Annotated in this window: 16 protein-coding genes and 15 tRNA genes; 27 read left to right on the top strand and 4 right to left on the bottom strand. The window is 36.6% G+C overall.

What is annotated here, in order from left to right; all coding sequences use genetic code 11:
• Positions 1-2: 2 nt before the first annotated feature.
• The 17 genes from CDZ89_RS04220 to CDZ89_RS04300 all read left to right on the top strand — a co-directional run bounded on the left by CDZ89_RS04220 (position 3) and on the right by CDZ89_RS04300 (position 3,256).
• Positions 3-79: transfer RNA gene (locus CDZ89_RS04220), tRNA-Pro, on the top strand.
• 15 nt (positions 80-94) lie between these two features.
• Positions 95-167, top strand: a tRNA-Ala gene (locus tag CDZ89_RS04225).
• A gap of 31 nt (positions 168-198) precedes the next feature.
• Positions 199-275, top strand: a tRNA-Met gene (locus CDZ89_RS04230).
• Positions 276-279: 4 nt separating this feature from the next.
• Positions 280-356 (top strand) — tRNA-Ile (locus CDZ89_RS04235).
• Positions 357-371: 15 nt separating this feature from the next.
• A tRNA-Ser gene (locus tag CDZ89_RS04240) sits at positions 372-464 on the top strand.
• Between the two features lie 50 nt (positions 465-514).
• Positions 515-591: transfer RNA gene (locus CDZ89_RS04245), tRNA-Met, on the top strand.
• A gap of 3 nt (positions 592-594) precedes the next feature.
• Positions 595-670 (top strand) — tRNA-Asp (locus CDZ89_RS04250).
• 6 nt (positions 671-676) lie between these two features.
• Positions 677-752: transfer RNA gene (locus CDZ89_RS04255), tRNA-Phe, on the top strand.
• Positions 753-780: 28 nt separating this feature from the next.
• Positions 781-856, top strand: a tRNA-Thr gene (locus CDZ89_RS04260).
• A gap of 10 nt (positions 857-866) precedes the next feature.
• A tRNA-His gene (locus tag CDZ89_RS04265) sits at positions 867-939 on the top strand.
• 8 nt (positions 940-947) lie between these two features.
• Positions 948-1,021, top strand: a tRNA-Gly gene (locus tag CDZ89_RS04270).
• Positions 1,022-1,027: 6 nt separating this feature from the next.
• Positions 1,028-1,104 (top strand) — tRNA-Ile (locus CDZ89_RS04275).
• Between the two features lie 10 nt (positions 1,105-1,114).
• A tRNA-Asn gene (locus CDZ89_RS04280) sits at positions 1,115-1,189 on the top strand.
• Positions 1,190-1,194: 5 nt separating this feature from the next.
• A tRNA-Ser gene (locus CDZ89_RS04285) sits at positions 1,195-1,285 on the top strand.
• A gap of 18 nt (positions 1,286-1,303) precedes the next feature.
• Positions 1,304-1,375 (top strand) — tRNA-Glu (locus CDZ89_RS04290).
• A 113-nt stretch (positions 1,376-1,488) separates the two neighbouring features.
• Positions 1,489-2,040 (top strand): RNA polymerase sigma factor, encoded by a 552-nt coding sequence (locus CDZ89_RS04295; protein ID WP_096152832.1) that lies wholly within the window; start codon positions 1,489-1,491, stop codon positions 2,038-2,040.
• Entirely contained in the window at positions 2,012-3,256 is a 1,245-nt protein-coding gene (locus tag CDZ89_RS04300; protein WP_096152833.1) for a hypothetical protein, read from the top strand. Before CDZ89_RS04295 ends, CDZ89_RS04300 begins: the two co-directional genes overlap by 29 nt.
• A 57-nt stretch (positions 3,257-3,313) precedes the next feature.
• Here CDZ89_RS04300 and map read toward each other — a convergent pair whose 3' ends face one another.
• Positions 3,314-4,057: a type I methionyl aminopeptidase gene (map, locus tag CDZ89_RS04305; protein ID WP_096152834.1), complete on the bottom strand. Its 744-nt coding sequence runs from the start codon at positions 4,055-4,057 to the stop codon at positions 3,314-3,316.
• Positions 4,058-4,580: 523 nt separating this feature from the next.
• Here map and glgB point away from each other — a divergent pair.
• From glgB to CDZ89_RS04340, 7 genes are all read left to right on the top strand, one after another.
• Positions 4,581-6,467: a 1,4-alpha-glucan branching protein GlgB gene (gene glgB, locus CDZ89_RS04310; protein WP_100334260.1), complete on the top strand. Its 1,887-nt coding sequence runs from the start codon at positions 4,581-4,583 to the stop codon at positions 6,465-6,467.
• Positions 6,468-6,469: 2 nt separating this feature from the next.
• Positions 6,470-7,606 carry a glucose-1-phosphate adenylyltransferase gene (locus CDZ89_RS04315; RefSeq protein ID WP_096152835.1) on the top strand — a complete coding sequence of 379 codons (1,137 nt, stop codon included), beginning with the start codon at positions 6,470-6,472 and terminating at the stop codon, positions 7,604-7,606.
• 27 nt (positions 7,607-7,633) lie between these two features.
• Complete coding sequence (locus tag CDZ89_RS04320; protein ID WP_096152836.1) at positions 7,634-8,659, top strand: GlgC family sugar phosphate nucleotidyltransferase; 1,026 nt, start codon at positions 7,634-7,636, stop codon at positions 8,657-8,659.
• On the top strand, positions 8,656-10,107 hold the full coding sequence (glgA, locus tag CDZ89_RS04325) for a glycogen synthase GlgA (RefSeq protein WP_096152837.1): 1,452 nt from the start codon (positions 8,656-8,658) through the stop codon (positions 10,105-10,107). Before CDZ89_RS04320 ends, glgA begins: the two co-directional genes overlap by 4 nt.
• Positions 10,097-12,493 (top strand): glycogen/starch/alpha-glucan phosphorylase, encoded by a 2,397-nt coding sequence (locus CDZ89_RS04330; protein WP_096152838.1) that lies wholly within the window; start codon positions 10,097-10,099, stop codon positions 12,491-12,493. The genes glgA and CDZ89_RS04330 overlap by 11 nt, the downstream gene beginning before the upstream one ends.
• Positions 12,494-12,774: 281 nt before the next feature.
• Positions 12,775-13,089 carry a hypothetical protein gene (locus tag CDZ89_RS04335; RefSeq protein ID WP_096152839.1) on the top strand — a complete coding sequence of 105 codons (315 nt, stop codon included), beginning with the start codon at positions 12,775-12,777 and terminating at the stop codon, positions 13,087-13,089.
• 53 nt (positions 13,090-13,142) lie between these two features.
• Positions 13,143-13,679 (top strand): GNAT family N-acetyltransferase, encoded by a 537-nt coding sequence (locus tag CDZ89_RS04340; RefSeq protein ID WP_096152840.1) that lies wholly within the window; start codon positions 13,143-13,145, stop codon positions 13,677-13,679.
• 89 nt (positions 13,680-13,768) lie between these two features.
• Here the strand turns inward: CDZ89_RS04340 and CDZ89_RS04345 are convergent, their stop codons facing one another.
• The 3 genes from CDZ89_RS04345 to CDZ89_RS04355 form a co-directional block, all read right to left on the bottom strand.
• A complete protein-coding gene (locus CDZ89_RS04345; protein ID WP_096152841.1) occupies positions 13,769-14,536 on the bottom strand; it encodes a lipase family protein in 768 nt (255 codons plus the stop codon).
• Between the two features lie 413 nt (positions 14,537-14,949).
• Entirely contained in the window at positions 14,950-15,699 is a 750-nt protein-coding gene (locus CDZ89_RS04350) for a TraR/DksA C4-type zinc finger protein (protein WP_096152842.1), read from the bottom strand.
• 132 nt (positions 15,700-15,831) lie between these two features.
• A complete protein-coding gene (locus CDZ89_RS04355) occupies positions 15,832-16,776 on the bottom strand; it encodes a 1,4-dihydroxy-2-naphthoate polyprenyltransferase (protein ID WP_096152843.1) in 945 nt (314 codons plus the stop codon).
• A 422-nt stretch (positions 16,777-17,198) separates the two neighbouring features.
• Between CDZ89_RS04355 and CDZ89_RS04360 the strand changes: the two genes are divergently transcribed.
• Genes CDZ89_RS04360 through menH form a run of 3 tightly spaced genes read left to right on the top strand, consistent with a single transcriptional unit; the run spans position 17,199 to position 21,148 of the window.
• Positions 17,199-18,593 (top strand): isochorismate synthase, encoded by a 1,395-nt coding sequence (locus tag CDZ89_RS04360; RefSeq protein ID WP_096152844.1) that lies wholly within the window; start codon positions 17,199-17,201, stop codon positions 18,591-18,593.
• A complete protein-coding gene (menD, locus tag CDZ89_RS04365; protein ID WP_096152845.1) occupies positions 18,577-20,322 on the top strand; it encodes a 2-succinyl-5-enolpyruvyl-6-hydroxy-3-cyclohexene-1-carboxylic-acid synthase in 1,746 nt (581 codons plus the stop codon). The genes CDZ89_RS04360 and menD overlap by 17 nt, the downstream gene beginning before the upstream one ends.
• On the top strand, positions 20,315-21,148 hold the full coding sequence (gene menH, locus CDZ89_RS04370; RefSeq protein WP_157842675.1) for a 2-succinyl-6-hydroxy-2,4-cyclohexadiene-1-carboxylate synthase: 834 nt from the start codon (positions 20,315-20,317) through the stop codon (positions 21,146-21,148). Before menD ends, menH begins: the two co-directional genes overlap by 8 nt.
• Positions 21,149-21,153: the final 5 nt, after the last annotated feature.

Here is a 21,153-nt window from a genome sequence, read left to right on the forward strand (position 1 = left end):
ATCGGGGAGTAGCTCAGCTTGGTAGAGCACTTGGTTTGGGACCAAGGGGTCGCAGGTTCAAATCCTGTCTTCCCGACCACTTAATATTTATAATGGGGCCTTAGCTCAGCTGGGAGAGCGCCTGCCTTGCACGCAGGAGGTCAGCGGTTCGATCCCGCTAGGCTCCACTTATAACCTATATAGTTAGATTTTCAAAATGGCGGTGTAGCTCAGCTGGCTAGAGCGTACGGTTCATACCCGTGAGGTCGTGGGTTCGACTCCCTCCGCCGCTACCATTTTGGACCTTTAGCTCAGTTGGTTAGAGCAGACGGCTCATAACCGTCCGGTCGTAGGTTCGAGTCCTACAAGGTCCACCATTATTATAAATATACGGAGGAATACCCAAGTTCGGCTGAAGGGATCGGTCTTGAAAACCGACAGGGGTGTCAAAGCCCGCGGGGGTTCGAATCCCTCTTCCTCCTCCATATTTTATTTCAACTACTGTATAAATTAGTTTCAACATAGTTATTATTATCGCGGGGTGGAGCAGTCTGGTAGCTCGTCGGGCTCATAACCCGAAGGTCGTAGGTTCAAATCCTGCCCCCGCAACCAAATGGTCCCGTGGTGTAGCGGTTAACATGCCTGCCTGTCACGCAGGAGATCGCCGGTTCGATCCCGGTCGGGACCGCCATATTTTGGCTCGGTAGCTCAGTTGGTAGAGCAATGGACTGAAAATCCATGTGTCGGCGGTTCGATTCCGTCCCGAGCCACCATTTATTTTTAATTTAATAATTAGTGTATGCCGGTGTAGCTCAGTTGGTAGAGCAACTGACTTGTAATCAGTAGGTCGTGGGTTCGACTCCTATCGCCGGCACCATTACATTATGGCGGTTGTGGCGAAGTGGTTAACGCACCTGATTGTGGTTCAGGCATTCGTGGGTTCGATTCCCATCAGTCGCCCTTTTTATGCGGGTGTAGTTTAATGGTAAAACCTCAGCCTTCCAAGCTGATGTCGTGGGTTCGATTCCCATCACCCGCTCCATTATATGGGCCTATAGCTCAGCTGGTTAGAGCGCACGCCTGATAAGCGTGAGGTCGATGGTTCGAGTCCATTTAGGCCCACCATATTTATTATTCCACCATAGCTCAGCGGTAGAGCATTCGGCTGTTAACCGAAGGGTCGTAGGTTCGAATCCTACTGGTGGAGCCACTTTTGGAGAAGTACTCAAGTGGCTGAAGAGGCGCCCCTGCTAAGGGTGTAGGTCGTGTAAGCGGCGCGAGGGTTCAAATCCCTCCTTCTCCGCCATATTATTTAAATAATTATGGCCCGTTGGTCAAGCGGTTAAGACACCGCCCTTTCACGGCGGTAACACGGGTTCGAATCCCGTACGGGTCATCTAAAAAACTAGTAACTAATGTTACTAGTTTTTTTGCATTTATATATAATTTTTTGAAACATTTGTTGAGTATACAACGACTTGTTATATAGTAAAAGAAAGGAGGCAAATCATGAGTGAGAGTGAATGGGGAATAAGTGAGATTTATCGAAAACATCATGAACAGGTGTATCAATATTGTTTGTTTTTTACGAGTGACATTTCGTTATCACAAGATTTAACGCAAGAAACTTTTATTAAAGTGGTGAAAAGTATTTCAAACTTAAAAGACACTGCAAAGATTAAGCCATGGATATTAAAGATTGCTAGACATACAATTATGGATCACTATCGTAAAAAGAAATTATTGACTTACTTTAATGACTTTTCTTTTAATAAACAAGTAACTCCAGAAGGAACACCTGAAGAGAGGCTATTTCAAAAAGAAGAGCATATGGAGTTGCAAAGAGCTATCTCTAAATTGAAATTAAAATATCGAAATATTGTTATATATAGAGGGATTTGGGAGTTATCTATTAAAGAGACGGCAGAATTATTAGATTGTCCAGAGACAAAAGTAAGGGTGGATTATCATAGAGCTTTAAAGCAATTAAAAGAAATATTAACTGTAGATGTGGAAGGAGGAATAGCAACCAATGAGCAAAGAAAAAGAGCACAAAATTAATTTTTCCGTTTTATATAATCAAGAAGGCATTAAGCCAGATGAAGAATTTGTTGATGCTTTAGAAGAGAAATTAAATAAACTAGAAAAAAAGCATAAGAATAGGCGAACCTCCATAAAAATACCGTTTCTAACAGCAAGTGCTGTAATCATTGCTGCTATCATTTTTATTAGCTTTATTCAAAGTTCCACTGTGGATAATTTGATAAATAGACCAGCTACAGAGAACCCACAGCCCCCTGTAATAGAAGATAAAAATGAACAAGATAAGGAGATAGATACTCCAAATGATAGTGAGGAGGCTGAGTTTAATTTTGACGAGTTGTTTATTAGATTTTCTAACCTAGAGGAAATTTATAATAATCTAATTGATTCTTATGATGTTGTCCTAGCAAATCACACAATAGGATACTTAAAAGCTTTATCTAATCAAGATATAGAACAAGTTAAAAAATATACTCAATATGCTAATGTCGACCACTTGCTTGAAAAATATAAGCATATTGATTTTCATACAATTGAATTAGTTTACCCGTTTCCTAGTTGGAAGGAACCTAATTTAACTTTTATGTATGAAAAAGATGAAGAATATGTATGGAATCATAGTCTAACTACAGGGATAAAATATACAACGGATATTACCCCTGTTTATCAAGATGAATCAAAGGTTTTAATTAGTGAACGCTTCATTAGGGAACAGGCTAGTTGGAGAGGGATTGATTTTGAAGCCAAAGGAAACAACGATATTACAATCACGTCTTCTTTTGCTCACAGCAATAGCCAGTCACTTGAAGAAGTGAACACTTTAATAGCAACTACTATTGAGTTGATGCAGAGCAAAGTTGCAGTGGATACTAGAGTAGAGGTTTTATATCATATGTACCCTTATTTTAGTATGGTTTTAGTGGATGAGGCTGGGACGGTAGTAGAAGGAACATTAGTTAATGTTGAAAAGCTGTTAATCATGAAGATGTTTGATAGATATGACGATTACACAAATTATGGTTCTCTAGATAGTAGCATTATAGAAAATTTAGATGGTATGCTAGAGTTTGTAAATGAAGTGTATAATTTAGGTTGGACTGAAGTAGATCTAGAACAAGCTTCTTTTTACTTTGATGAGGAGAGGCAAGTTAGGCTTATTGTCGAGGTGAAAGGGGAAACAAAATACCTTCCTTTAACTCACGCGTATTTAAATAGTAAAGCTTCTTATCAATAATAAAAAAATATGCCCGGGTTGTATGAGTGCAATGCACTGATACAACCCGGGCATGTGTTATTTTGTAAGAATGATTGGTTCTCCTTTTGTTACGACAATTGTATGTTCATATTGAGCAACAAAGCTTCTTTCTTTTGTTGTATATGTCCAGCCATCTTCTTTTTCGTACACTTCTTCTGCCCCTGTAGATACGAACGGCTCAAATGCAATAACCATACCCTCTTTGAACAATTCATTATCCCACGGATCAAAATAGTTAAGAATATGGCTAGGTGCTTCGTGTAGCGTACGTCCAACGCCATGGCCAGTTAAATTCTTTATTACTGTGTAACCATGTTTTTTAGCAGTATTGTGTACAGCTTTTCCAACGTTGTTTAGTTTTCCACCTGGACGGAATTTTTTTAGACCTTCATCAAACGCAAGCTTGACTACATCACATAATTTTTCAAGTTCAGGGTCAGCATTCCCAACAACGAAAGATACACCAGTATCAGCGAAGTATCCATCCTTTGAACCGGAAACATCTATGTTAACTAAATCTCCGTCTGCGATTACTCGGTCTCCCGGAATACCGTGAGCTACTTCTTCATTTACACAAATACACGTAAATCCAGGGAAGTCGTACTCTCCTTTTGGACCAGATATGGCACCGTACTGCTCAAACAACTTTCCACCTAATTCATCTATCTCCCTAGTCGTTACTCCAGGTTTCGTAATCTTCACCATTTCATCACGAATGGTTCCGACAATTTTACCAATCTCTTTTAGTTTTGCTAATTCTTGTTCATCTTTAACAATCAAAGTATTTCTTCCTCCTTAATACGAAGCACAGCTAATATGTCATATCTTAATATTTTATCACTTTTTTAGATAACAATAAAATATTATAAAATATGTGTTTTGGTGCAACAATTAATAGAATAACTGAGCATCAATTGCAGCAGTATTTTACCCCCTGAATACAAAAGACCTACACACAATGGACTATGAGAAAATATTATTCAAAGAATAATAAATGTACTTCTCACACGTATGAAAGCGTTATCGAGAAAAAAACTTTTCGACAAAATAAAAGAATATGATGCAGACGTCTGACGAGTGAAAACACTTTCAAAATAAGCCTTTTTATGACAAATCCTTAAATACATACAATGAAAACGTTTGCCCATTTGCCGAAACTATTCGACAAATACTAACACTATGTGAAATTTGTAACATTATGTCTACAAAAACATTTCCGCTGCGAAAGGAATTAATTTATCATAATAGAATATTAGAATAATCAAAACATTCGAACGTAGTGAAAGGATGAAAAACTTTGCAAGTGGTAGCAAATCCAACTGATTTTGAATTGCACTTATTTCACGAAGGAACGTTGTATAAAAGTCATGAGTTATTCGGAGCGCATGTTTTAAAAAGAAGACGTAAATTAGTAGGTACAAGATTTACAGTTTGGGCACCAAATGCAGCAGAAGTTAGACTGATAGGATCGTTTAATAATTGGAACGGAGAGAATACTCCATTACAACGAATAAATAATGAAGGCGTGTGGAGTGTCCTTATAAACGAACAAGATTTATCAGGGGAAATGTATAAATACGAATTGGTAACACAACAAGGTGAGGTCTTACATAAGGCAGATCCATATGCATTTTATTCAGAAGTTAGGCCAAACACGGCTTCCATTGTTTATAGCCTAGACGGATACAAATGGAAAGATGCTAATTGGAGACGGAAGAAAAAACGAATTACAATTTATGAAAAGCCAATGTTTATATACGAACTCCATTTAGCTTCATGGAAAAAGAAAGAGGATGGGTCACTATTCACCTATTTAGAGCTTATTGATGAACTTATTCCATACATTCAAGAACAAGGTTATACCCATATAGAACTATTGCCAGTCATTGAACATCCGTATGATCGGTCTTGGGGATATCAAGGAACAGGTTATTTTTCCGCTACAAGCAGATACGGTACACCACAAGAATTAATGACATTTATCGATGCCTGTCATCAAGTAGATATTGGAATAATACTTGATTGGGTTCCTGGTCATTTTTGTAAAGATGCACACGGGCTTTACATGTTTGATGGTACACCAACATTTGAGTATACATCTTACAATGATAGAGAAAATGAAGTGTGGGGAACGGCCAACTTTGATTTAGGAAAGCCAGAAGTAAGGAGTTTTCTAATTTCAAATGCTTTATTTTGGATGGAGTATTTTCATATAGACGGCTTTAGAGTAGATGCGGTTTCTAATATCATCTACTGGCCGAATACGAATGAATCTCACGAGAATCCTTTTGCCATTGAATTTCTTAAGAACTTAAACAAAGCAGTATTTGAATATGATTATAGCGCTCTTATGATAGCGGAAGATTCTTCTGATTGGCCACTTGTTACAGCTCCGACATATGAAGGTGGACTTGGCTTTAATTATAAGTGGAACATGGGTTGGATGAATGACATGTTGACTTATATGGAAACTCCGTCGCAAGAACGTTCGATGATTCACGATAAAGTGACGTTTTCGTTAATGTACGCTTTTTCCGAAAACTTTATTTTGCCATTGTCCCATGATGAAGTTGTACACGGGAAAAAGTCGCTTCTTAATAAAATGCCTGGTAGTTACGAAGAAAAGTTCGCTCAACTCCGCTTATTATATGGTTATTTTATGACACACCCAGGAAAGAAACTTTTATTTATGGGTGGAGAGTTTGGTCAGTTTGATGAGTGGAAAGATTTGGAACAAGTAGATTGGATGCTTATAGAACAATATGAGTCTCATCGTAATATGAACAAGTATATGAAAGAACTTACACATTTTTATCTAAATAATCCTTCGTTGTTTGAACAAGATCACGCACATAGTGGATTCGAATGGATAGATGCGAACAACCGTGAACAAAGTATTTTCTCTTATATACGCTACGGCAAGAACGCAGGAGATTACACGGTCGTTATATGTAATTTTACTTGTAGAGCTTATCAAAATTTCACTTTAGGCGTTCCGGAAGAATGCGGTTATGAACAAGTTTTTAATAGTGATGATGTTCATTTCGGAGGCACAGGAATTACTAATTTAGACGAAATTGAAGTGAAAAAAGGGGAATATCACGGTAAACCTTATCATATGATGGTCAATGTTGCGCCGTTCGGTGTATGTATGTTGCAACCTGTGAGAAGAAGAGGGGAGAGAAAGTAAAGATGGTCAAGAAGAAATGTGTCGCGATGTTATTAGCAGGTGGAAAAGGAAGCCGTTTAAGTTCATTAACTAAAAATTTAGCGAAACCGGCCGTACCTTTCGGCGGAAAATATAGAATTATCGATTTTGCTTTAAGTAACTGTACGAATTCGGGAATTGATACAGTTGGAGTACTAACTCAATATCAACCACTCGTACTGAACTCTTACATCGGGATTGGAAGTGCATGGGACTTAGACCGTAAAAATGGAGGAGTAACTGTTTTACCTCCATATAGTGAATCTTCTGGTGTTAGATGGTATACGGGAACAGCTAGTGCTATCTATCAAAATATGAACTATTTGCGCCAATATGATCCGGAGTACGTGTTAATTTTATCTGGCGACCATATTTATAAGATGGACTATTCGGCAATGCTGGATTATCACGTTAAACAAGATGCGGACGTTTCTATTTCCGTTATAGAAGTTCCGTGGGAAGAAGCAAGTCGATTTGGGATCATGAATACAAATGAGAAAATGGAAGTAACCGCTTTTGACGAAAAGCCAGCAAATCCAAAAAATAATTTAGCATCGATGGGAGTCTACATTTTTAAATGGTCTATTTTAAAGGAATATTTAGAGATGGATGACCGTAATCCTGAATCAAGTCATGATTTTGGTAAAGATGTCATTCCTCTATTATTGGAAGAAAAGAAACGTTTAATGGCTTATCCATATAAAGGTTACTGGAAAGATGTTGGTACAGTTAAAAGCTTATGGGAAGCAAATATGGATTTACTAGATGAAACGTGTGAATTGAATTTATTTGATTATAATTGGAGAATTTATTCTGTTAATCCAAATCAACAACCACAGTATATTGCACCAAATGCGGAAGTGACGGAATCATTAATTAACGAAGGGTGTGTCATTGAAGGAAAAGTCGATCATTCGGTTGTTTTCCAAGGTGTATCAGTTGGTGAAAACTCCGTTGTACAGCACTCGGTTGTCATGCCAGAGGCGAAAATTGGTAACAATGTTTATATTGAGAGAGCAATTATTCCAGCAGGAATGGTTATTCCAGATGGAGCAATTATTGCCCCTGAAAAAAATGAAGATGAAATTTTACTAGTTTCGGAAGAATTTTTGGCAGTTTAATAGAATAATTGGAGAGGGTGTACTTCCATGAATAAATCAATGTTAGGGATTATAGATGCAACAACACATATAGATGAAATGAGCGAGTTAACGTGGAAACGTTCTTCAGCAGCAGTACCATTTGGAGGTCGTTATCGCTTAATCGACTTTGTCTTATCCAATATGGTTAACTCAGGTATTTCAAGTGTAGCCATTTTTCCTAAATATCAATATCGTTCGTTAATGGACCATCTAGGTTCAGGGAAACAATGGGATTTAAACAGAAAGAGAGACGGATTGTTCTTTTTTCCAAGCTCGGAAAAATCCTTATTAGAAGGAATCGGCTCATTCCAGCAATTCAAGGAGAATGAAGACTTTTTTCTTAGAAGTTCACAGGAGTATGTTGTTTTAGCCAATAGTTACACTGTTTGTAATATGGATTATAGAGTGATGTTAAAAAGACATTTAGACAATAAGTGTGATATTACACATGTACGTCAATTAGGTAAGTCATTAGATGTTTATATATTAGAAAAAACGTTGTTAATTGATTTATTTAAAAATGCTGATACAACAGGTTATCGAAATATTTCGGATTGTATTAGAGATCCAAAATCTGAATTAACCATTTGTGATTATGAATATGAAAGTTTTGTCGCTGTCATCGATTCTGTAAACAGCTACTATCAGAATAGTTTAGCGTTACTTAATCCTACTGTATGGAAACAAATTTTCCGCCGTGAACAGCCAATTTTTACAAAAGTAAAAGATGAACCACCAACTAAGTATTCCAAAGATGCTTACGTGAAAAATTCTATGATTGCTAATGGTGCTATTATACAAGGCCATGTAGAAAACAGTATCATTTTCCGTGGAGTAAAAGTGGAAAAAGGTGCGGTAATTAAGAATAGTATCGTGATGCAAAAAAGTGTTGTGGAAGCGGATGCTGTTTTAGATTGTGTTATTTTAGACAAAGATGTAAAAGTAGAACAAGGTACAGTATTAAAAGGAGAAAATTTTGATCCGTATTTAGTGAAAAAAGGAACAATACAAGGAGCGCTGATGAATTCGTGAAAGTTTTATTTGTCGTCTCGGAATGTGTCCCATTTGCAAAATCCGGCGGACTAGGGGATGTTGCAGGAGCACTGCCAAAAGAGTTGAAAAAACTTGGTACTGATGTACGCGTTATTTTACCAAAATACGGGCAGATTCCAACTAAGTTTAAAGAAAATATGAATCATATAGAGGCAATTACATTATCGGTAGGTTGGAGAAAACAATATTGTGGTATTGAGATGCTTGAGTTCGAAGGCGTGACATACTATTTTATTGATAATGAGTACTATTTTAATCGAGATTCATTATATGGACATTTCGACGATGGGGAGAGATTTGCTTACTTTTGTAGAGCGGTATTAGAGTCTTTACCTATTATTGATTTTATTCCGGATGTTGTTCATTGTCACGATTGGCATACGGGAATGGTTAACTTTTTATTAGAAAAAGAATTCAAATCTGATATTCGTTATAAACGTGTTCAAACTGCTTTTACGATTCATAACCTACAATTTCAAGGAGTCTTCCCTAAAGGAATTTTAGACGATTTACTAAACTTATCTGATGAGTATTTTACAACAGAACAATTAGAGTTTTTCGGTCAAGTGAATTTTATGAAAGCGGCACTTGTGTCATCATCTGTTATCACAACGGTTAGTCCCACTTATAAGGATGAAATTCAAACACCTTACTACGGAGAAATGTTAGATGGAGTTTTAAGGTCAAGAAGCAGTGCGTTAATTGGAATTATTAATGGGATCGATGAAGATATTTATAATCCAAAGCATGATGAAATGATTGTTTCGACGTATGATGCAAAAAATATGGAACGAAAGAAAGATAACAAAGAAGAGTTACAACTTTTGGCTAATTTACCTGTACGTGTGGAAGTACCGATAATTGCGATGGTAACTCGTCTTACGAAACAAAAAGGACTAGACCTAGTAACAGCGGTAATGGAAGAGTTGTTAAAGGAAGATGTACAGTTAGTAGTCCTAGGAACAGGTGAATATGAATTTGAACAATTTTTTGGCTATCTGGCACATCGTTATCCTGATAAAGTAAAAGTATTTATCGGTTTTGACGAAGAACTAGCTCATAAAATTTATGCAGGTTCTGATATGTTTTTAATGCCATCCAAATTTGAGCCGTGTGGTTTAGGGCAACTTATCGCGCTAAGGTACGGCACGATCCCAATCGTTCGTGAAACGGGTGGGCTAAATGATACGGTTCAGTCATATAATGAAGTGACAAAAGATGGGAATGGATTTTCGTTTACAAACTTTAATGCCCACGATATGTTGTTTACGATTTGTCGTGCCATAGCGTGTTACCAAAAGAAAGACGTTTGGCAAAATATTATGTTAGAAGCTATGAATAAAGATTATAGTTGGGCCAAATCAGCTTTTAAGTACAACCAGTTATATTCATCTTTGATTGCTAGGAGTGGAGTACATGTTCTGTAACAAGGAAACATTTAAAACAGTCTTTGCTAATAAAGTGGAGCGGATGTACGGAAAGAGCTTTGCTGAATCAACCCCTAGAGACCATTTTCATGCATTAGGTAGTATGGTCCGTGAATACATTAGTACGAACTGGATTGAGACAAACGAGCGAAACCGAACGACTAACAATAAGCAAGTGTATTACTTGTCGATTGAGTTTTTGTTAGGCAGATTGTTAGGAAATAATTTGTTGAACTTAGGAATAAGAGATTGTGTAAAAGATGGGTTAGAAGAGCTAGGATTAGACCTTCATTCCATTGAAGAAATAGAAGCAGATGCCGGCCTAGGAAATGGTGGACTAGGTCGTCTTGCTGCTTGTTTTCTAGATTCATTAGCTTCTTTAGATTTGCCAGGGCACGGTTGTGGTATACGATATAAACATGGTCTGTTTGACCAGAAATTTGTAGATGGATATCAAGTAGAACTACCTGAACAATGGCTTCGTCACGGAAATGTGTGGGAAGTGCGAAAACCAGATCAAGCGGTAGAAATTCGTTTTTTTGGAAAAGTCGAAACGTATGAAGAAGATGGAAAGACTTTGTTTCGTCATGCTAAAGGGGAAAAGATTACAGCTGTTCCATATGATATGCCAGTAGTGGGATATGAAACATCTAACGTTAATACGCTAAGGTTATGGAGTGCTGAACCAGCTCCATATCCTACGAATAAAGACATATTACAATATAAGCGTGACACAGAAGCAGTGTCAGAGTTTCTTTATCCAGATGATACGCATGATGAAGGAAAGATCCTAAGATTAAAGCAACAATACTTTTTAGTCTCAGCAAGTCTAGGTAGTATTGTGCGTTCCTATAGAAAGAAGAATGGTAGTTTAGTAGACTTGCACGAACGAGTTACGATTCACATTAATGATACGCATCCTGTGCTAGCTATTCCAGAATTAATGAGAATTCTATTAGATGAAGAGGCGATGAGTTGGGAAGAAGCTTGGGAGATTACTAAAAATACGATTTCATACACAAATCATACAACATTATCGGAAGCTTTAGAAAAATGGCCTGTTTCCATTTTTCAACCGTTATTACCTCGTATTTTTATGATAGTAAATGAAATAAATGAGCGCTATTGTCAAGAGTTATGGGATCGATACCCTGGCGACTGGGGACGTATCGAGGAAATGGCTATTATCGCGCATGGGGTTGTTAAGATGGCCCATTTAGCTATTGTCGGTAGCTACAGTGTGAATGGCGTTGCCAAAATTCATACGGAAATTTTAAAAAAACGAGAAATGCGCCTTTTTTACGAAGCATTTCCTGAGAAATTTAATAATAAGACTAACGGAATTACACACCGCAGATGGTTGTTAAAAGCAAACCCACAGTTAACAAAACTAATAACTGATTCTATCGGCACTGCATGGATACATGACACGCGTCATTTAGAGCAGTTGAAGGACTACGTCCATGACCCAAGTTTTCTAGAAAACTTGGCAAACGTTAAAAAAGAGCGGAAACAGATTTTAGCTGACCGCATTTTTAAGCAGCAAGGAATACATGTTGACGTGAATAGTATCTTTGACGTTCAAGTGAAAAGGTTGCATGCGTATAAACGACAGTTGTTGAATGTATTGCATATTATGTATCTATACAATCGCTTAAAAGATGATAGCCACTTCGATATACAGCCGCGTACGTTTATATTCGGTGCAAAAGCGTCGCCTGGCTATTATTATGCGAAGAGGGTAATTAAGTTAATTAACTCGTTAGCAGATAAAGTGAATAATGATCCATTTACGAATGATAGATTAAAAGTTATTTTTCTAGAAAACTATCGGGTATCGTTAGCGGAAGATATTTTCCCAGCTGCTGATGTTAGTGAGCAAATATCAACTGCTAGTAAGGAAGCATCTGGAACTGGAAATATGAAGTTTATGATGAATGGTGCTCTTACGATTGGAACGTTAGATGGAGCAAACGTCGAGATGAAGGAAGAAGTTGGGTCAGAGAACATGTTCTTGTTCGGTTTAACGGCAGAAGAAGTGTTAAACTATTATCAAAATGGGGGATACAGGTCTTCTGAATATTATCATCATGATAAAAGAATTCAACAAGTACTAGAACAATTAATTAATGGCTTTTTCCCGGACGCGCAAGATCACTTTGAGCCAATCTATGATTCTTTATTAATGCAAAACGATGAGTATTTTGTATTGCGCGATTTTGATTCGTATGTAGATGCACAAGCAAAAGTGGATGCATCGTATCGAAATCCGTTAAAATGGTGGACGTTAAGTGGTTTAAACATTGCTTCGTCTGGATATTTTTCAAGCGATAGAACCATTAAGCAGTATGCAGATGAAATATGGGGATTAACGAAAAGTAAATAGAAAGAATGGAAGGCACCTTTACTTTAGGCATATAAAAAGTAAAGGTGTTTTATTATTTGAATCAATTTCATAATTACGGTTCGTTTAGTGAAAAACGAGTTATTTTCCAGGAAAAAGTATAGGTTGTTCGTCTTTTATGCGTTTAAACTAGCAGATAGAGTTATATAATTCGTTTTTCGTAAAGTAATCATACATTATGAAACGGACTCATTTAGGAGGAAAACTTTTCCTTGTTGTGGAATATCATAGAATGTAAATTTGTTCATAGGGGGGACGTATAGGTGGTATGGAAAAACCCTAATAAGATGTCTGTTATTTCTCTTTGGAGCACGGTCATCGTTTTCTCGGCGCTTTGGATTTTTCTTTCATATGTTGATTTTTCAAATGCGTTTGTTATGGTATTGGGTAAATATTTTATTATGGTGGCTTTACCGTTTCTATTAATCAATCCAATAGCTGGTTTTATTTACACGTTTTTTATGGATAAGAGTAGTAAGATTGTGTACGGAATCATTCATTTTGTTTTCATCTGTACGGTCTCAGTGTTTGCCTTTATTTCTATTATGTTTAGATACTTTGTGCCGTTTGGACCGTAATTGTTAGATTAATTTGTAGTAACAAGTTATTAGAGTTTAAGGGGATGTAAGAAATGGAATTGCAATTTGAATTATTAAATGAAAAAAATGCCGTTGACTTAGTTACTTTTTTAACATCATGTAGGTGGCCTTTTCATGGCGATCCTGAGCCAAAGAAAGAAAGCATTTTGGAAAGAATAGAAAAGGGATGGTACGAAGATAATCGCCATACTTTTTGGGTAATAGAAGACGGGAAGAGAATAGGGTTAGTAATTATTTATGATATAAATGACTCTATACCTTTATTTGATATCCGTATTCGTGAAGATATAAGGGGTCGAGGGTTTGGTGCACAATCTGTTAAATGGCTAACAGACTATGTTTTTAATATGGAACCTTCTAAAATAAGATTAGAGGCCCATACGAGAAGTGACAATTATGCAATGAGAAAAACATTACACAAATGTGGTTTTGTTAAAGAAGGTTACTTAAGGTACTCATGGGAAAATGATGACGGAACTATACATGATGCTATTACATATTCCATTATAAGACCCGATTGGGAGAACGAGCTAAGAACGCCGATTCGGTTAGACGATTTAGCATATTGATTTATTTTTGTAGATTACGACATTGATCTATTTAAGAGGCGATTGGAAAATAAAAATTCCATATCGCCTTTTGTTTATAGAAAAAACACTTAGTAAATAATAATCTCATTAGTATTATCTCTCTTGTCACTAACTTCCTTCTCGATTGTTTCAATATACGTATCAATACTATGGTTTTTCACAATGGATCCTTCTCTTCTTATAAAATGAATGGCTTTTGGAACGTGGCGATAATACCACGTTTTTTTTGAAATAGGTCCGTACAATTTAGTCGTCGGTAAAAATGGGACAGCATCTAGTAGATTTACGTATCTGATGGAGGCTGGGCAAACTTTTTTATATTCTTCTACAAATTGCTCATCGCCTACCCTAGGAGCTCCATAATTGTACATGTAAAAGTGATCATGTAATTGATTGCTTCCTATGTCAAAAGCGTTTAGTACCGCAAGCGCCCCTCCTAAACTATGCCCAGTAATAAATAGTGCTTTTTCTTTTGGAAGTGATTTTAGTGTTTCTAAAATTTCGTCCCTTGCTGATTCATAGACAGACAAGAATCCACTGTGTACAAATGGTTTGCTTTTGCAATGTTGGAATGGATGTTGATAAATCTCAGCGTCAGAAACCCAATCTAAGTCAGTGGATGTACCTCTAAATGCAATAATAATCGCATCATCCGACTCTAAAATAAAGCCAAACCACTCTAGATGATGAAAAGACTTTGCTTTGAATTCTTTTACTATATTAAATCCTTTAGGGACGGTGAAAAGTCCATTTTGATGGAACTGGTCGTAAGCTAAACGTGAACACTCCGCTAAAAATAATGCCCATTCTGGAGAATGGTATGGAATAGAACGCATTAAATTCACATCCTTGGTATTTGCTTTTACTAAAATATGTCTGGAATGGGGGAGGAGTGAAAGGAAAAGGGAGGATTGAGTTGAAAAAGTAAAGGTTTTAATAGGAATAGAGGAGGATTAGAATTGAAACACAAGTGACGAGGATTGAAACAGAAAAGAGTAAGATTGAAACACAACAGGGATGGTTTGAAACACAAATGTTCAGTAGGACGAGTATGAATTGGAATTGAAACACAAGTGACGAGGATTGAAACAGAAAACAGTGAGATTGAAACACAACAGGTATAGATTGAAACACAAATCGAGAAATAATTAGAATTGAAACACAAAACAACCGATTAGAAAATAAACAAAATGAATAAGCTTAGCTACTACTAATATAAAAGGTAATAACTAAGCCTAATAAAATGTCTTTATTCCTCTGTATACGATTCTTTCTCCCCGCTTGGCAAATCACCGAACGAAGTCATCAAACCTTCTTCATCTAAGGATTGTTCATACTCCTCGTGTTGTTTGTTAGGATAAACGGTTATCTCTTTACCGTACATATCTGTTCCTACAAAATTTTCATAATCTTCTACATATCCTTCATTTTCTTCATTTTCGATGTAGGCATTTTCATATCGGCCCACTTCTTCTACAAAATCAGACGGACTTTCAGAAGTACCATACTTTTGTAAAGTTTGCCATGTGTCCTCTGAGTCAAATGCAACGGATTCGTGTTCATCATCTAATTCAAATTTTCCGAATGGAGGCATTAATACCCCTTCTTCAATAGGTCTGTTATGAGAAACTTCCTTATTGGGACTATGTTCTTTACAGTAAGTTGTTGTTGGTATTGCCTCTATACGATCTGGATCAATGTCAGTGCCACAAACCTCACATTTCCCATAAGTACCATTAGTCATTGCTTGAAGTGCATAATTTACATCGTGCAATTCTTTCTCTGTATGTTCATTTAAGGAGAGGTCCTTTTCACGTTCATATAGTTCTGTTCCTAAATCACCTGGGTGGTTATCATATGCAGATAATTCTCCTACTGAATTATAAGGATGCTCTCGCTCTAATTGAAAATGGTCGTTATCACCAAGACGTTCCTCTAATGATTGCCTTTCTGATTCTAGTGTGGCTTTTAATTTATTTAATTGCTCATTAGAAAGCATTGATTTTTCTCCTTCCGAATTGCCAGTAATAATAGACTTACTTGTATTATTAACGGAAGTAGGAAAAACATAATTGGAAATTAAATAGTAATCATTTTACGAACAAAAAAAAGAACCTCAAAAGAAGTTCTTTTACATGAAAAATCCAATTACTAAACCGATGATTAATAAGAATCCAAATATTGTATTCGTTTTTGCTGTTGCAATCATCGCGGGCATCATTTTTACGTTGCTATTGTTTCGCTTAAACTCTTTTACTGCTGTAATGGGTTTACCGATAGACAAGAAAATTAAAAATGTCCAGAAAGATGTGTAACCAGCAAATGCAAAGTAAACAATAAGTCCATATGAAACGATAAACATTGCTGCTAATAAGTGGATGGCATTTTGTCGTCCAACAAGAATCGCAATTGTTTTACGGCCATTTTCTTTATCACCATCTAGATCACGAATGTTGTTAGCTAGTAAGATTGCTCCAACTAATATGGAAGCTGGAATAGAAACTAGTATGCTTAACGTTGAAACAGTGCCAGTTTGAATGAAAAATGCTATAGCGATAATGACAAGTCCCATGAAAAAACCTGCAACAACTTCACCAAATGGAGTATAGGCAATCGGTATTGGACCTCCAGTGTAAAAATAACCTGCAGCCATACATACAGTACCGATAACAGCTAGCCACCAGCTAGTACTCATACAAATATAAATACCTAAGATTGTGGCGATGCCTAAAAAGATAAAGGCTAGTCGTAGTACGGTAGTAGGAGATACACCATCTCTTACAATCGCCCCTCCAATTCCAACGGAGTTTTCATTATCTAGACCGCGCTTATAGTCGTAGTATTCATTAAACATATTTGTAGCAGCTTGAATTAAAAGACTCGCAAAAAGCATTGCAAAAAATAACGGCCAATGAAGTGGTGCTTCATATAAAGCTAAAACTGTACCAATAGAAACAGGAACAAATGCAGCTGTTAATGTATGTGGTCTCATTAAATTCCACCATACTTTAAACGGGGGTCTTGTACTCGTTACTATATGTGTTGAAGTATTCGTTTGTGCAGTTTGAGGTTGCATAATTAGCCCCTCCTTTTCCTATTTAAATTAAGTTATTTTAGAAAAATAATTACATGAGTCCGTTTCCTAATATATGATTACTATACGAAAAGTTATAAAACTAACTGAAGTCAGTACTGTATAGCTTTTTAAGCGAACAGAATTAACTTTTTATAGCATAACAAGACATTCGTTTTTCATTAAACGAACCGTAATAATGAATATAATTACATAACTAAGTGTATGTAATGTGTGTACAACTGTCAACGAATTTTCGTATGTAAGTGAGGAAAAGGATGGAAACAATTTTATAATGAAGAAAGTAGGTTAAAAGAAGGGGATATTGTTGACATTAAAAGCTTTTGAGGTGTATCTTAGAGTAAGTTATTAGAGGAGACAAAATGTCTTCTTACGTTGTTTAAAGGTTTTTTGGGGGGAGTACTTTGGTTATTATTCAAGCAAACGAATGGATACAACTATTAAAGCAGGTTGATAAAAATAAGGACAAGCCTGTATTAATTAGTTTTACAAAAAAAATAAAAAATGTAGATCCCCTGCAATTTTTTCGAGAAAGTGAATCACATTTTTACAATGAGCGTTTTTTTTGGACAAATCCAGAGCGGTCTACATACATTATTGGAGCGGGAGTTACGAAAGAATTTCAATCGAGCGGAAAAGAAAATCGTTATAAAGAGATAGAAGATAGTTGGAAAAGATTCCTCCAAGATGGGATCATAAATGATACTTGTACTACTCCTTTGTTGTTTGGTGGTTTTTCTTTTGACCCAATAAAAAAGAAAACAAACCTTTGGAATAGTTTTTCAGATTCCATTTTTGTGTTACCGACTTTTATGTTGACCATAAAAGAAGATCAGTGCTTTATAACAATAAATATCCTTAATGACATTTCTAAAGACGATATTGATTTACTCAAACGTATAGAAGAGAAGCTGCTATCTACTAGCATGACAAAAGAATTGGAAGTGCTTCCAAGTTTGGTAAGTTACGAAGAATTGGAGCCGGAAATGTGGAAAGAGTCCATTCGTGATGTTACAAGAAGAATAAGTAATCAAGAAATGGAAAAAGTTGTACTAGCACGTGAGCTTAGAGTAGGTTACTCACATAAAATTCCTTTATCAAAAGTCACGGAAAATCTTCTAGAAGAACAGCAAAATAGTTATGTTTTTGCTTTTGCAAGAAATGGAGATTGCTTTATTGGAGCAACGCCGGAACAACTTGTGAAAAAAAACGAGGAAGATATAATTTCCATGTGCTTGGCCGGATCAACGAAACGAGGTCAAACATTACAAGAAGACGAACAACTAGGAAAAGAACTCTTAACGGATGAAAAAAATCTACATGAGCACCATTTAGTTGTAAAAATGATTAGGGATTCATTGCAATCAGTATGTGCAAAAGTTGAAACGGACGATAGTCCCTCTTTACGTAAGCTAAAACACATTCAACATTTATATACACCTGTGAAAGCAACCGGTGATGGAAATACATCTCTACTTCAATTAGTAGAAAGGTTACACCCAACGCCTGCTTTAGGTGGCTATCCTACTGAAATCGCTATTAAAACAATTAGAGAAGTAGAGTTATTAGATAGAGGTTGGTATGCTAGTCCAATTGGATTTGTTGACAGTAATAATAATGGTGAATTCGCAGTAGCGATTCGATCTGGCTTAATTCAAGAAAAGGAAGCATCTCTTTTTGCAGGTTGTGGAATAGTAGGAGATTCGGATCCAGATAGTGAGTACGAAGAAACGAAAGTGAAATTCAAACCGATGCTATCGGCTTTAGGAGGCATCAATTTAAATGAGAGAAACAATTGATTTAACCTATTACGTTGGGGCTTTTGTAGACGAGTTAGTAAAAAGTGGTGTAGAAGAAGCCGTTATTAGCCCTGGATCTCGCTCTACACCCTTAGCAATCATGATGGCTGAACATGCCAAACTAAAGGTTACGGTTTTAATTGATGAACGGTCAGCATCTTTTTACGCACTAGGATTAGCGAAAACAGCGAAGAAACCGGTTGCCATTTTATGCACATCTGGAACTGCAGCAACGAATTATTATCCAGCGATTGTGGAAGCACACTATTCAAGATTACCGCTAATTGTTATTACAGCAGATCGCCCTCATGAATTACGAGATGTAGGGGCACCACAAGCGATCGATCAAATTAAGATGTATGGAAACTATGTAAAATGGTTTGCGGAAATGTCTCTTCCTTCGAGTGAAAAAAAACATATTCAATATGTGAGAACAGTGGCTGCTAGAGCAACGGGAACTGCACTTTCATCTCCTGTAGGGCCAGTTCATTTGAACTTCCCATTCCGAGATCCACTTGTTCCTGATTTACAGTTACCAGACTTATGGACGCATGAAAATGAATTAGAGATATCCATTATGGAAACGAAAATCGGAAGTTACACGATCAGTGACCAAGAGGCTAGAAAGTTTGCTACTATGTTTTCTACAAAACAAAAAGGACTTATTGTTTGTGGAGAAATGAATAGTAGCAGAGATTATAGAAATGAAGTTGTTCAGTTGTCAAAGAATTTGAATTTCCCAATATTAGCAGACCCACTTTCCCAGTTACGTAGTGGACTACATGAAACAGATGCCATTATTGAAACATATGACGCATTATTTAAAAATGAAGAAGTGGTCAGGAGCTTAAAACCGGAAGTAATCATTCGTTTTGGTGCAATGCCTGTTTCAAAATTTTTAACTCAATACATACAAAAAGCGAACTGTGTTCAGATTGTGGTGGATGGTGACGGCGGTTGGCGCGACCCAACGTTAGAAGCTACTCATATGGTACACTGTGATGAGAGAACTTTCTGCAACAGTGTTCTACAACTTCTGGAGGAAAAGGCTAATAATAGAGATTGGTTGCATCAGTTCCAAAGAATTAATACGCAAGCAAAGAAAGTTCTTTCTCGTCATTTAGATGATGTTTCGTTATTTGAGGGTAAGGTCATTACAGAATTACAAACTCTTCTACCTCAAAATGCTGCTCTTTTTGTCGGGAATAGTATGCCAATAAGAGATGTTGATACTTTTTTCTACTGTGATAACAAGAATATAACGATTCTTGCCAATCGAGGTGCGAACGGAATTGACGGCATTATTTCTACAGCACTGGCTGCAAGTAATGCTTTTGATCAACTTGTATTAGTGATTGGTGACTTGTCTTTTTATCATGATATGAACGGTTTACTTGCATCAAAATTATTGGACTTAAATATTACAATCGTTTTAGTAAATAATAACGGTGGTGGAATTTTCTCTTTCCTACCTCAGTCTAAAGTAGAACAGCATTTCGAAACTCTATTTGGCACCCCTTTACATATGGATTTTGCACACGCTGTCAAATTATATAATGGCTCATACGACAAAGTCGAAACATGGAGTCAATTCCGTGATTCAGTCATTCGATCTTTTACGCAAAATGGACTTAAAGTAATTGAAATTCCGACAAGTCGTGTAGAAAATGAACAGCTTCACCGGAAAATGTGGAAAAATGTTTCCCAGGAAATTACTTGTCATGAATGAAAGAAATATGATGTCTATTAATGCGGTACAATACCATGTAAATGTCATTGGAAATGGTCCAAATGTTGTCGTTTTTTTACATGGATTTACTGGTCGTGGTGCAAACTGGGTGGATATATTACCATACATTCAGAATAAAGAGTCGTACACTTTTGTGTTTCCTGATGTTCTTGGTCATGGATTAAGTGAAAAGCCAATGGAAGCTAGTCGCTATTCTATGGAAAATACGATAGAAGATCTTTATGAAATAATAAAGAACATTACGGAGAAAAAGATTCATGTAATTGGTTATTCTATGGGGGGAAGGATCGCTCTTTCTTTTGCACTAAAGTATCCTTTTATCGTAAAAGGATTACTACTAGAAAGTGCCTCTCCAGGCTTACAAACAGAAAGTGAACGTCATATGCGTCAACTAGCCGATGAGAAACTAGCTATAAAAATAGAGGGGGAAGGGCTAGAGAGATTTATTGAATTCTGGACTAACATCCCGTTATTTGAGACTCAAAAGAAACTGACTAGTGAGGAACAAAGGAAAATCTTACAACAAAGATTAGATAATGATGCTGCAGGTTTGGCAAATAGCTTAAGAGGTATAGGAACAGGCAGTCAACCTTCCTATTGGGGAGTATTAAAATCACTACATTTACCTGTAACACTCGTAGCAGGTAAGGATGATAAAAAGTTTATAGAAATAGCCAAAAGCATGAATTCATTGTTTCCGATGTCAACTTTTATCGAAATAAATCGTGCTGGTCATGCAATTCATGTGGAACAATCCGAAAAATTTGGTAAAATAGTAAGTGAGTTTTTGTCAGAAGAACAATAAGGAGG

Origin of the sequence: Bacillus alkalisoli (assembly GCF_002797415.1) — a bacterium.
Taxonomy (GTDB): Bacteria; Bacillota; Bacilli; order Bacillales; family Bacillaceae_I; genus Bacillus_CD; species Bacillus_CD alkalisoli.